We start from the raw sequence: 11,703 nt of genomic DNA, 5'->3' as shown, positions 1-11,703 counted from the left end.
GCGTTCTCAGAACTGCGCCGTGACGCTGACGAAGGCGCGGGCGTTCTTGTCGCCTTGCGTCCTGACCTCGGTGTTGATCGGCTTGGCGATTTCCAGCGTCGCGAAGACGCTGCGGTTCAGGCTGGCGCGCACGCCGCCACCGGCCGACGCGAGCCGGGGCCGCTGCACTGGGGCGCCGCCGCTGGCGGCCCAGACGCGGCCGGCATCCACATACCCGTAGAACTGCACCTGGTTCGACCAGGCGGCCGGCACATGGCGCAGCTCCAGCATGGCAGCCACGCCGTTGTCGCCGGCGATCTCGCCGTCGTCGAAGGCCCGGCCGAAGCTGGCGCCGCCCAGGCCGATCTCCTCGCTGGCCAGCAGCGGGCGGTGGCTGAGCTGGCTGGTCACGCTGGCGACGAGGCTGGTGCGCTCGCCGATCTGCTGCAGGCGGGTCAGGTCCAGCGTCAGCTTGGTGAAGTCGCTGCGGCCGTTCACGCGCGAGGCCAGCGCGGAGCCGTTGGACGAAGCGCCCAGCCCCGACAGGCCCTGGTGCAGCGTGCCGCGCACGGTGGTGATGCCATCGAAGCGGTCGCTGCGGTCGTAGCTCAGGCCGGCGCGCAGGATGCGCAGGCGGTCGCGGGTGAAGCCGGTGCCGGCGATGTCGGTGCTGACGTCGCGCACTTCCAGCTGGCCCATCGCACGCAGGTTCTCCTCGCGCCCGCGCAGCAGCGGGTGGCTGAACGTGAGCAGGCCGCTGGTCACGCGGCTGCGCACGTCCAGCGCCGCCAGTTCGCGCCCGGGCTTGGAGCGGGCGTGCGACAGCAGCAGGCCCAGCGTGCCGCCGCCGTCGGTGACGAGCGCGTCGTAGCTGGCGCCCAGCGAGTGGCTGCGCTCGACGCGCAACGAGCTGCGCGCGTTCAGGCTGAAGCGGTCGGCGCGTTCGCCGACAGCGTTCCAGGCCAGGTTGGCGCCAAGCTGCCCGCCGCCGAGGTAGGGCGAGATGCGATTGTCCAGCGTCGCCGAGCCTTCGCTGGCTCGCCGCTCCATGCGCACCACCAGCAGCGAGCCGCCCACCTCGCCGGGCGCCGGCTCCAGCGTGCCGCGCACCGTGATGCCGGGCAGGTCGTTGGCCAGCAGCAGGCGGCGCTCGATGGCGGCCAGCGTCACCGGCCGCAGGCCGCGCAGGCTGCCCATCAGGCGCTCGACGGCGGCGCGCGCCGGGCCGATGTCGCCCTGGTAGACCAGGTCGGCCACGAAGCCCTCGACGACGACGAGGCGAAAGCGCCCGTCGGCGACGGTCTGCTGCGGCACGATGACCCGTGAAGTCACGTAGCCGGCATTGCGGTAGTGCAGCTCGATGGCGTTGGCGGCCTCGAACACCTCGGCCACGGTGACCTCGCGGCCGATCAGGTTGGCGTAGAGCGGGCGCAGCGCCTCGGCGGGGAAGGTGGTCGCGCCTTCGATGAGCAGCTCGCGCAGCGCGAACTTCGCCTCCCTGGCGCCGGGCGGGGGCTCGGCGGCCGCGCTGCGCGGCACCTCGATGCGGGGCACGCCCAGCGAAGGTTGCGGCATCACGGGCAGCAGCGGCCCGCGGCCGGGCTCGGCGCCGGGGGGCAGCTGGGGCGGTGCGGTCTGCGCCACGGCCGACGCCAGGCCGCAGGCCAGCAGCGTGGCCAGCGCGCGACGGGGCCAGGGGGCGGCGCCGGAGGAATTGGAAAGTGGGGAGGTGCGGACGTGGCGTGAGGGGTTCACGGCGGTCGACAGAGTCATGTGGGCACCAGTTCAGAAGGTCGGCGGTCCAGGCGGCGGGTGCCGCCAGGGCTTGCGGAGTTGCCGGGGCTGTCGGACCTGCCGTCCGAGCGAACTTCGCCACCAAGCACGATAGACAGGGCCAGCCCGCGGCATGGATGAAACTGCCCCGGGAACCCGGCGCAATTGGCCCCTGCAGCAGCAAGCCGGCAAACCCGGCCCGGAGCGCCACCTTCGCAAAAAAGAGGTGATGCGCGACGCGGAACCCGTCAAGAGCGAAAAGCTTACGGCGCGTGCGCTGGTCGTCCGTCTCCCTGACGCCAAGTTGGTGCACCCAAGCGTGCAGTTTTGCCGGCACCTGTGGGGCGCTGCATCGAACCTGAGGCTGGCTGTGCTGTCGGCCTCGCCTGTTCCGGGTGCCGGAAAAAACAAAGGCGGGCCGAAGCCCGCCTTGATGTGGTGCGGTGAGCGTCAGTCCTGCACGACCGCCGCCTCGCGCAGCTTCTTGTTCACGCGCAGCGCCAGCAAGGTGCAGGCCACGGCGGACAGCAGGTACACCGTCAGCGACCCGAGGCCGAAGCGCGACGACAGGTACAGCGCGATGACCGGCGCAAAGGCCGCGCCCAGCAGCCAGGCCATGTCAGCCGTCAGCGCCGCACCGGTGTAGCGGAAATGCGGCAGGAAGTTGGACGTCACCGAGCCGGCCGACTGGCCGTAGGACAGGCCCAGCAGCACGAACCCGATCAGCAGGAAGGCGGCCTGGCCCGAACGGCCGCCGCCCAGCATCATGGGCGCGAACAGCGCGAACACGCCGATGGCGATGGCCAGCGTGCCCAGGAAGCTGCGGCGGCCGATCTTGTCGGCGATCAGCCCCGACATGGGCATGGCCGCGGCAGCGAAGGCGGCGCCCAGCAGTTCCATGCGCATGAAGTCGTCGATGCCCTGCGGGTCGGACAGCGCCACCCACGACAGCGGGAACACCGTCACCAGGTGGAAGAGGGCGTAGCTGGCCAGCGCGGCGAAGGCGCCGATGACGATGTGGTGGCCCTGCGCCGGCAGCAGTTCGTGCAGGTGGGCCGGGTCCAGCTCATGCTCTTCCATGCGCTTCTCGTACTCGTGCGTGACGACCAGCCGCAGCCGGGCGAACAGCGCGACGACGTTGATCGCGAAGGCCGTGAAGAACGGGAAGCGCCAGCCCCAGGACAGGAAGTCCTGGGTGTTCAGGCTGGTGTAGACGTACAGGAACACGCCCGACGCGACCAGGAAGCCCAGCGGCGCTCCCAGCTGACCCAGCATGGCGTACCAGCCGCGGCGGTCCGGCGGCGCGTTCAGCGCCAGCAGCGATGGCAGGCCGTCCCAGGAGCCGCCCAGCGCCAGGCCCTGGCCCACGCGGCACAGCGCCAGCAGCACGATGGCCGTGGTGCCCGCCGTCGCGTAGCCGGGCAGCAGGCCCATGGCCACGGTGGAGCAGCCCAGCAGGAACAGGGCGGCGGTCAGCTTGGCGGAGCGGCCGAACTTGCGCTGGATCTCCATGCCGATCAGCGTGCCGACCGGTCGGACGACGAAAGCCAGCGCGAACACCAGGAAGGCGTACAGCGTGCCCGTCAGCTGGTCGGTGAACGGGAAGAACACCTGCGGAAAGATCAGCACCGACGCGATGCCGAACACAAAAAAGTCGAAATATTCCGAAGCCCGGCCGATGATCACGCCGACGGCGATGTCGCCGGGCGCCAGATCCTCGTCGGTGCGGCTGGTCAGGGGACCGGACTTCGGGGCCTGGAAGGTACTGCTTGCAACTGCCATATCGGTCTTGTCTCCGTCGGTCACTAGGACAAAATGTCCACTCGTTGATTTGCCTCAATCAACTTACATTCCTGTCCCACGTGCAAGATCGTTAACCCTCGCGCGTAAGTCCGGATGTACCCCACAAAGTCTCTCCTTGCTCGCGCCCTGGTCTTGTCGGCCAGTGCCTCATTGGCTGGCTGTGATTGGATCGTGATGAAGCCGCACGGCGACATCGCGCAACAACAGGCCAATCTCATCGTCACGTCGACGTTGCTGATGCTGCTGATCATCGTCCCGGTGATCGCGCTGACGTTGTTCTTTGCCTTCCGTTACAGGCAATCGAACAAGGAAGCGACCTACTCGCCGGACTGGGATCACTCCACGCGCCTGGAACTGGTGATCTGGGGCGCGCCGCTGCTCATCATCATCGCGCTGGGCGCCATCACGTGGATCAGCACCCACAAGCTGGACCCGTTCCGTCCGCTGGACCGCATCTCGGAAGGCAAGCCGCTGGCCGCCGGCGTGAAGCCGCTGGAGGTGTACGCCGTGTCCATGGACTGGAAGTGGCTGTTCATCTACCCCGAGCAGGGCATCGCCACCGTCAACGAGATGGCCGCGCCGGTGGATCGCCCGATCCACTTCCGCTTCACGTCGACGAACGTGATGAACACCTTCTACGTGCCCGCGCTGGCCGGCATGATCTACACGATGCCCGGCATGGAGACGCAACTCCACGCGATCATCAACAAGGCGGGCGTCTACGACGGCATCTCGGCGCACTACAGCGGCGCCGGCTTCTCGGACATGCGCTTCAAGTTCCACGGCGTCAGCAACGAGGACTTCGCCCGCTGGGTCGAGTCCAACAAGGCCGGCGGCCAGGCGCTGACGCGTGAGGACTACCTGAAGCTTGAGCAGCCCAGCACCAAGGAACCGGTGCGCCGCTTCGCCAGCGTCGAGCCGGGCCTGTGGGGCGCCATCGTCGACCGTTGCGTCGACGGCAAGAAGATGTGCGCCAGCCAGATGATGGCCATCGACGCCGCCGGCGGTGCCGGCAAGGGCGGCGTGGCCGGCACGATGCGCAGCAACTGGGCGGCCGCGGACGGCAGCAAGCGCGAGCGCCTGGTGGTGGCCGCGCTGTGCACGCCCACGAACCCGCAGGGCCTGCCCGAAGGTGAAGCCGCCGCCGCGGCTGCCGTGACCAAGAACTAAGAGAAGTCCGATGACCGTCTACCCTGATGAGCTCCACCCGGTCTTCGGCCGGCTGGGCCTGCATGCCCTGCCGTTGCACGAGCCCATCCTCGTCGCAACCTTCATCGCCGTCGCCCTGGGCGGCCTGCTGGTGCTGTTCCTGATCACGAAGTTCCGCCTCTGGGGCACCCTGTGGCGCGACTGGATCACCAGCATCGACCACAAGAAGATCGGGATCATGTACATGATCCTGGGCATCATCATGCTGCTGCGCGGCTTTGCCGACGCGCTGATGATGCGGGCCCACCAGGCCATGGCCTTCGGCGAGAACGCCGGCTTCCTGCCGCCGCACCACTACGACCAGGTCTTCACGGCCCACGGCGTCATCATGATCTTCTTCGTCGCGATGCCGTTCGTGACGGGCCTGATGAACTACGTCGTGCCGCTGCAGATCGGCGCGCGTGACGTGGCCTTCCCGTTCCTGAACAACTTTAGCTTCTGGATGACGGTGGGCGGCGCCATCCTGGTCATGATCTCGCTGTTCGTCGGCGAGTTCGCCAAGACCGGCTGGCTGGCCTTCCCGCCGCTGTCGGGCATCCTCGCGAGCCCCGACCCCGGCGTGGACTACTACCTGTGGTCATTGCAGATCGCGGGTGTGGGCACGACGCTGTCGGGTATCAACCTGATCGCCACCATCATCAAGATGCGCGCGCCCGGCATGACCATGATGAAGATGCCTGTCTTCACGTGGACCTCGCTGTGTACCAACGTGCTGATCGTCGCCAGCTTCCCCGTGCTGGCCGCGGCCCTCGCGCTGCTGACGGCCGACCGCTACCTCGGCACCAACTTCTTCACGAACGACCTCGGCGGCAACGCCATGCTGTACGTGAACCTGATCTGGATCTGGGGCCACCCGGAGGTCTACATCCTGATCCTGCCGATCTTCGGCGTGTTCTCGGAAGTGGTGTCCACGTTCAGCCGCAAGAAGCTGTTCGGCTACGCATCCATGGTCTATGCCACGGTCGTCATCACCATCCTGTCCTACCTCGTCTGGCTGCACCACTTCTTCACGATGGGCTCCGGCGCCAGCGTGAACTCGTTCTTCGGCATCACGACGATGATCATCTCGATCCCGACGGGCGCGAAGATCTTCAACTGGCTGTTCACGATGTACCGTGGCCGCATCCAGTTCGAGGTGCCGATGCTGTGGACGGTCGGCTTCATGGTGACCTTCGTCATCGGCGGCATGACCGGCGTGCTGCTGGCGGTGCCGGCGGCGGACTTCGTGCTGCACAACAGCCTGTTCCTGATCGCCCACTTCCACAACGTCATCATCGGTGGCGTGGTGTTCGGCGTGTTCGCGGCCATCAACTACTGGTTCCCCAAGGCCTACGGTTTCCGCCTCGATGCGTTCTGGGGCAAGGTCTCGTTCTGGTGCTGGTTCATCGGCTTCTGGGTCGCCTTCACGCCGCTGTACGTGCTGGGCCTGATGGGCATCACGCGCCGCGTCAGCCACTTCGACGACATGTCGCTGCAGCCCTACTTCGTCGTGGCGGCCATCGGCGGCGGCATCGTGGCCATGGGCATCGCGGCCTTCCTGATCCAGATCGCCGTCAGCGTGCTGCGCCGCAACGAGCTGCGCGACACGACGGGCGACATCTGGGGTGGCCGCACGCTGGAGTGGTCCACGGCCTCGCCGCCGCCTGACTACAACTTCGCCTTCACGCCCATCGCCCACGAGATGGACGCCTGGCACGACATGAAGCAGCGCGGCATCGAGCGTCCGACGACCGGTTTCGTCGCCATCCACATGCCCAAGAACACGGGCGCGGGCTTCGTCATCGCGATGCTGGCCACGGCCATGGGCTTTGCGCTGATCTGGCACATGTGGCTGATCGCCGCGGTCAGCTTCGCCGCCACCGTCATCGCCGCCATCGTGCACACCTTCAACTACAACCGCGACTACCACATCCCGGCCGACGTCGTGACCCGCAGCGAAGACGCGCGCACCCGCGCCCTTGCCGCCGCCAACAACGCCGCCTGACCGGGAGACCGCTGACATGTCTGCAACCATTGCCACGCACGTGAACGGCGCACCGGTCTACTACGACCGCAGCGGCGAGCACCACCCGCCCAACGGCACCCTGCTGGGCTTCTGGCTCTACCTGATGAGCGACTGCCTCATCTTCGCGGTGCTGTTCGCCGTCTACGCCGTGCTGGGCCGCAACTACGCGGCCGGCCCGTCGGGCGCCGATCTGTTCGACCTGCCGCTGGTGGCCGCCAACACGGCGCTGCTGCTGTTCTCGTCCATCACCTACGGCTTCGCGATGATCGCGATGCAGGCGCGCAAGAAGAGCCACGTGCTCGCGTGGCTGGCGATCACGGGCCTGCTGGGCCTCGGGTTCCTGGGCATCGAGCTGTACGAGTTCCACCACCTCATCCACGAGGGCGCGGGCCCGCAGCGCAGCGCCTTCCTGTCCAGCTTCTTCACGCTGGTGGGCACGCACGGCCTGCACGTCACGTTCGGCTGCATCTGGCTGGTCACGCTGATGATCCAGGTCAGCAAGCGCGGCCTCACGCCGCCCAACCGCCGCCGCCTGATGTGCCTGTCGATGTTCTGGCACTTCCTGGACGTCGTCTGGATCGGCGTCTTCACCTTTGTTTATCTGATGGGAGTGATGTGATGGGCGCCCATGCACATGATTCGCACGGTCACGACGACCACCTCGACGGCGAGGAAGACTTCCACGTCAGCTACAAGGGCTACGCCACCGGCTTCATCCTGTCGGTCATCCTGACGGCCATCCCGTTCTGGCTGGTCATGGACAAGGTGCTGGGCAACCCCCAGACCACCGGCCTGGTCATCCTCGGCTTCGCGGCCGTGCAGATGGTCGTGCACATGGTCTATTTCCTGCACATGAACGCCAAGGTCGAGGGCGGCTGGTCCATGCTGGCGCTGCTGTTCACGGTGGCGCTGGTCGTCATCATGCTGGCCGGCTCGGTGTGGGTCATGTATCACATGAACGCGAACATGATGCCGACGCCGGATCCGGCGGCGATGCGGACGATGTGACGCCGGCCATGGCCCGCACCGCGCGCGTCGCACTCATCGTCGCCGCGGCGCTGGCCAGCATGGGCTTCATGGCGCTGTCCACCTGGCAGGTGCAGCGCCTGTCCTGGAAGCAGGACCTCATTGCCCGCGTCGAGCAGCGCCTGCAGGCCGCGCCTGTCGAGCCTCCGATTCGGGATGCGTCGGTCGGCAAGGACGACGAGTACCGTCGCGTGCGGCTGCAAGGCCGTTTCGAGCCGCGCGAGGCGCTGGTGCAGGCCACCACTGATTTCGGCGGCGGCCACTGGGTCATCGCGCCGCTGCGGCTGGACGATGGCCGCATCGTTCTCGTCAACCGCGGCTTCGTGCCGCCGGACCGCCGTGCACCCGAGATGCACGCCGCGCCCGACGGGCTGGTCGAGCTGACCGGCCTGCTGCGCCTCACCGAGACCGGCGGCGGCCCGCTGCGCAGGAACGAGCCGGCCGAGGGCCGCTGGTATTCGCGCGACGTGGCGGGCCTTGCGGCCCAACTGGGCGTGGCCGACCGGGCCGCGCCGTACTTCGTCGACGAGGCCGCCGACCCCGCCCAGCCGCAGCGCTGGCCGCGCCCCGGTCTGACGGTCGTGCGTTTCGCCAACAATCACGCCGTCTACGCCGCCACCTGGCTGGCGCTCGCGGCCATGGCGGCCGCCGCGGTCTTCTACCTGGTCCGCGAGGAGCGCCGGCGCGCCCCGCCTTGAACACCACGCCGCCGCCCCTCACCGCCGTACCTGCCGAACCGGTCATCGTCGCGCCCGAGCGCCGCGCGGGCCGCGCCAACCTGCGCCAGCTCATCGAGCTGCGCTGGCTGGCCGTCGGCGGCCAGCTGGCCACCGTGCTGGTGGTTCACGCGGGCCTGGGCATCGAGCTGCCGTGGGCCGAGATGCTCAGCCTGCTGGGCATCCTGGCGGCCTTCAACCTGTTCAGCCTGTGGCGCAACCGGCTGACGCAGCCGGTGTCGCAACTGGAGCTGTGCATCGCGCTGCTGGTGGACGTCGGCGTGCTGACCGGCCAGCTCTACCTCGCCGGCGGCAGCGACAACCCCTTCATCTACCTCTACCTGCTGCAGGTGGCGGTCGCCTCGGTGCTGCTGCGGCCGGGCTACCTGGGTGCCATCGTGCTGAGCACGCTGACCGGCTTCGTCGCGCTGACGCAGTGGCACCGCCCGCTGGCGCTGGACCCGTCGTCGCCGACGACGCTGTCGCCCAACTACCTGGGTGGGCTGCTGCTGTGCTTCCTGCTCAACGTGGCGCTGCTGAGCGTGTTCATCGTGCGCATCAACCGCAACCTGCGCCAGCGCGACAACGAGCTGGCCGAGCTCAAGCAGCGCGCCGCCGAGGAGATGCACATCGTGCGCATGGGCCTGCTGGCCAGCGGCGCCGCGCACGAGCTGGGCACGCCGCTGGCGACGCTCAGCGTCATCCTGGGCGACTGGGCGCACATGGCGCCGTTCGCCGGCGAGCCGGAGCTGCGCGAGGAGATCGAGGAGATGCAGCGCCAGATCCTGCGCTGCAAGGCCATCGTCACCGGCATCCTGATGTCGGCCGGCGAGATGCGCGGCGAGGCGCCGCAGCTGACGCCGCTGCAGGTCTTCGTCGACGGCCTGGCCAGCCGTTGGCGGGCGGCGCACCCCGGTGCCGAGCTGGCGCTGCGCAGCGAGGCGCTGCCCGACATGGACATCATCTCGGACAGCGCGCTGCAGCAGGTCGTCGCCAACCTGCTGGACAACGCCGCCGAGGCCGCGCCCGGCCGGCCGCTGGTGCTGCAGGCGGGCTGCCCGGATGAGGACACGCTGAGCCTGAGCGTGCTGGACGAAGGCCCCGGCTTCGACGAGGAGCGGCTCAAGCATTTCGGCGAGCCCTACCAGAGCAGCAAGGGTCAGCCCGGCCGCGGCATGGGGCTGTTCCTGTCCGTCAACGTCGCGCGCACGCTGGGCGGCCGGCTGGAGGCCGCCAACCGCGAGGAGGGCGGCGCCGCCGTGACCCTGACGCTGCCGCTGGCATCCCTGCTGCCACGACAATCCCCCACCGATGCCCGCCCCTGAAGAAGACCGCCTGCTGCTGATCGTCGAAGACGACGACAGCTTCGCCCGCACCCTGATCCGTTCCTTCGAGCGCCGCGGCTGGCGCGTGCTGCGCGCCACCGGGCTGGACGACATGAAGGCGCTGCTGGACGGCCTGCCCGACGACGAGGAACTGGGCCATGCCGTCGTGGACCTCAAGCTCGCCGGTGGCGCCTCGGGGCTGGCCTGCGTGCAGCAGCTGCACGGCTGGGACCCGGAGGTCCTCATCGTCGTGCTGACCGGCTACGCCAGCATCGCCACCGCCGTGGAGGCCATCAAGCTGGGGGCCTGCCACTACCTCGCCAAGCCGGCCAACACCGACGACATCGAGGCCGCGTTCGCGCGCCGCCAGGGCGATGCCGACGTCGAGGTCACCGAGCGCCAGACCGTCAACATCAAGACGCTGGAGTGGGAGCGCATCCACGAGGTGCTGGCCGAGACCGACTTCAACATCAGCGAGACCGCGCGCCGCCTGGGCATGCACCGCCGCACGCTGGCGCGCAAGCTGGAGAAGCAGCGCATCAAGTGAGCCGCTCGCGCAGCGCGTCCCGCAGCTCCGCCCAGCTGTACGACGCCTGCGCAGCCAGCAACCCGGCCTGGCCGAACACCGGCGTGAGGCCGTAGCGCTGCAGCGCGGCGGGCAGGTCGGCGCGGCCGCTGATCGCGTCCGCCAGCCACTCGCCGGCCAGCGTCGTGGGGGCCACGCCATGCCCGCCGAAGGCCTGCGCGAACCACAGCCCCGGGGCCAGGCGGCCGACCTGCGGCATCTTGTGCCGCGCATAGCTCATCAGCCCGCTCCACGCGTGCTCGATGCGCACGCCGGCCAGCTGCAGGTAGACCTTGAGCAGGTCCGCCCGCAGCAACTGCGCGATGTGCGCCGGGTCGCGCTCCCGGATGGAGATGCGCCCGCCCCACAGCAGCCGGTGGTCGGCCAGCATGCGGTAGTAGTCGAAGGCGAAGCGGTTGTCGTAGAGCGCCGCCGCCGTGCGGATGGGCCGCAGCTCCTGCGGCAGCGGCGCCGTCGCGATGACGTAGGTGGCGATGGGCAGGCGTGCGCCGGTCAGCGCCGGCAGCAGCGTCTGCAGATAGCCGCCACCCGCCACGACGACCTGGGCCGCGCGGATGGCTGCCCCCGGCGCCGTGCGCAGCTCGAAGCTGCCGCCTGGCCGGCGGTCGACGGCCTGCACCGGGCTGTGCTCGTGCACGCGGCCGCCGGCCTGCTCGATGGCGCGGGCCAGCCCCAGCGCGTACTTCAGCGGGTGGAAGTGGAAGGCGTCGCGCTCCAGCAGCGCGCCGCCGTAGCGCCCGGTGTCCAGCCACTGCCGTACCTGGGCGGGCGCCACCTCGTCCCACGTCACGCCGAACTGCTCGCGCAGCCAGCGCGCCTGTTCGCGCAGGCCGTGCTCGGCGCGGGCGCTGTGCCGGAACCAGTTCAGCAGCAGCGCGCCGCCTTCGACCTTGTCGCAGTCGATGGCCAGCGCATCGATGCGCGAGCGGATCAGCGCGACGGCGTCACGGCTGCGCGCGTACAGCTCGCGGGCCGGCGCCAGGCCCAGGTCACGCACGAGGTCCATGGCATCGCGGCTGAAGCCGCCGAACACGAAGCCGCCGTTGCGGCCCGACGCGCCGTGGCCGATGGCCCGGGCCTCCAGCACGGCCACGCTGCGGATGCCGCGCTCCTGCAGCCCGCGCGCGGCTGCCAACCCGGCAAAGCCGCCGCCGATCAGCGCCACGTCGACATCGACGGTCTCGGCCGCCGCCGGCAAGCCCAGGCGCGGGGATGTGGCGGTGTAGTAGGTCTCCGTGCGCATGGGCTGGTGTGGCGCTCGGGGCGCGGCCGTCAATGTAG

Annotated in this window: 10 protein-coding genes; 7 read left to right on the top strand and 3 right to left on the bottom strand. The window is 69.2% G+C overall.

Translation table 11 applies throughout. From position 1 onward, the window contains the following. Positions 1-6 precede the first annotated feature (6 nt). A complete protein-coding gene (locus tag AC1Q7O_RS05585) occupies positions 7-1,752 on the bottom strand; it encodes a ShlB/FhaC/HecB family hemolysin secretion/activation protein (RefSeq protein ID WP_492658183.1) in 1,746 nt (581 codons plus the stop codon). A 450-nt stretch (positions 1,753-2,202) separates the two neighbouring features. Beyond that, positions 2,203-3,534, bottom strand: a complete 1,332-nt coding sequence (locus AC1Q7O_RS05580) for an MFS transporter (protein WP_492658184.1) — start codon at positions 3,532-3,534, stop codon at positions 2,203-2,205. 114 nt (positions 3,535-3,648) lie between these two features. Here AC1Q7O_RS05580 and cyoA point away from each other — a divergent pair, with 114 nt between their 5' ends. From cyoA to AC1Q7O_RS05545, 7 genes are read left to right on the top strand one after another with little or no spacing between them, the layout of a single operon-like run. After that, entirely contained in the window at positions 3,649-4,725 is a 1,077-nt protein-coding gene (cyoA, locus tag AC1Q7O_RS05575; protein WP_492658185.1) for a ubiquinol oxidase subunit II, read from the top strand. Between the two features lie 10 nt (positions 4,726-4,735). Continuing rightward, the gene (cyoB, locus tag AC1Q7O_RS05570) at positions 4,736-6,748 is read left to right on the top strand and encodes a cytochrome o ubiquinol oxidase subunit I (protein WP_492658186.1); all 2,013 of its coding nucleotides are present in this window, start codon (positions 4,736-4,738) and stop codon (positions 6,746-6,748) included. 16 nt (positions 6,749-6,764) lie between these two features. Beyond that, positions 6,765-7,388: a cytochrome o ubiquinol oxidase subunit III gene (gene cyoC, locus AC1Q7O_RS05565; protein WP_492658187.1), complete on the top strand. Its 624-nt coding sequence runs from the start codon at positions 6,765-6,767 to the stop codon at positions 7,386-7,388. Continuing rightward, positions 7,388-7,777, top strand: a complete 390-nt coding sequence (gene cyoD, locus AC1Q7O_RS05560; protein ID WP_492658188.1) for a cytochrome o ubiquinol oxidase subunit IV — start codon at positions 7,388-7,390, stop codon at positions 7,775-7,777. The genes cyoC and cyoD overlap by 1 nt, the downstream gene beginning before the upstream one ends. Positions 7,778-7,785: 8 nt before the next feature. After that, entirely contained in the window at positions 7,786-8,493 is a 708-nt protein-coding gene (locus AC1Q7O_RS05555) for an SURF1 family protein (protein WP_492658189.1), read from the top strand. Continuing rightward, positions 8,490-9,836 (top strand): ATP-binding protein, encoded by a 1,347-nt coding sequence (locus tag AC1Q7O_RS05550; protein WP_492658190.1) that lies wholly within the window; start codon positions 8,490-8,492, stop codon positions 9,834-9,836. The genes AC1Q7O_RS05555 and AC1Q7O_RS05550 overlap by 4 nt, the downstream gene beginning before the upstream one ends. Beyond that, a complete protein-coding gene (locus AC1Q7O_RS05545; RefSeq protein ID WP_492658191.1) occupies positions 9,823-10,383 on the top strand; it encodes a response regulator transcription factor in 561 nt (186 codons plus the stop codon). The genes AC1Q7O_RS05550 and AC1Q7O_RS05545 overlap by 14 nt, the downstream gene beginning before the upstream one ends. Here AC1Q7O_RS05545 and AC1Q7O_RS05540 read toward each other — a convergent pair. Then, on the bottom strand, positions 10,376-11,665 hold the full coding sequence (locus tag AC1Q7O_RS05540; protein WP_492658192.1) for an NAD(P)/FAD-dependent oxidoreductase: 1,290 nt from the start codon (positions 11,663-11,665) through the stop codon (positions 10,376-10,378). The two genes, AC1Q7O_RS05545 and AC1Q7O_RS05540, sit on opposite strands and share 8 nt — an antisense overlap. Between the last annotated feature and the right edge of the window lie 38 nt (positions 11,666-11,703).

Source organism: Roseateles sp. GW823-FHT07B05 (assembly GCF_058794515.1).
The sequence above is the reverse complement of the archived record's forward strand: the minus strand, read 5'-3'. Positions and strand labels throughout refer to the sequence as shown.

Bases quoted from the DNA above. Each gene is read 5' to 3' on its own strand.
- AC1Q7O_RS05585 (WP_492658183.1), bottom strand. From the start codon at position 1,752: ATGACTCTGTCGACCGCCGTGAACCCCTCACGCCACGTCCGCACCTCC.
- AC1Q7O_RS05580 (WP_492658184.1), bottom strand. From the start codon at position 3,534: ATGGCAGTTGCAAGCAGTACCTTCCAGGCCCCGAAGTCCGGTCCCCTG.
- cyoA (WP_492658185.1), top strand. From the start codon at position 3,649: ATGTACCCCACAAAGTCTCTCCTTGCTCGCGCCCTGGTCTTGTCGGCC.
- cyoB (WP_492658186.1), top strand. From the start codon at position 4,736: ATGACCGTCTACCCTGATGAGCTCCACCCGGTCTTCGGCCGGCTGGGC.
- cyoC (WP_492658187.1), top strand. From the start codon at position 6,765: ATGTCTGCAACCATTGCCACGCACGTGAACGGCGCACCGGTCTACTAC.
- cyoD (WP_492658188.1), top strand. From the start codon at position 7,388: ATGGGCGCCCATGCACATGATTCGCACGGTCACGACGACCACCTCGAC.
- AC1Q7O_RS05555 (WP_492658189.1), top strand. From the start codon at position 7,786: ATGGCCCGCACCGCGCGCGTCGCACTCATCGTCGCCGCGGCGCTGGCC.
- AC1Q7O_RS05545 (WP_492658191.1), top strand. From the start codon at position 9,823: ATGCCCGCCCCTGAAGAAGACCGCCTGCTGCTGATCGTCGAAGACGAC.
- AC1Q7O_RS05540 (WP_492658192.1), bottom strand. From the start codon at position 11,665: ATGCGCACGGAGACCTACTACACCGCCACATCCCCGCGCCTGGGCTTG.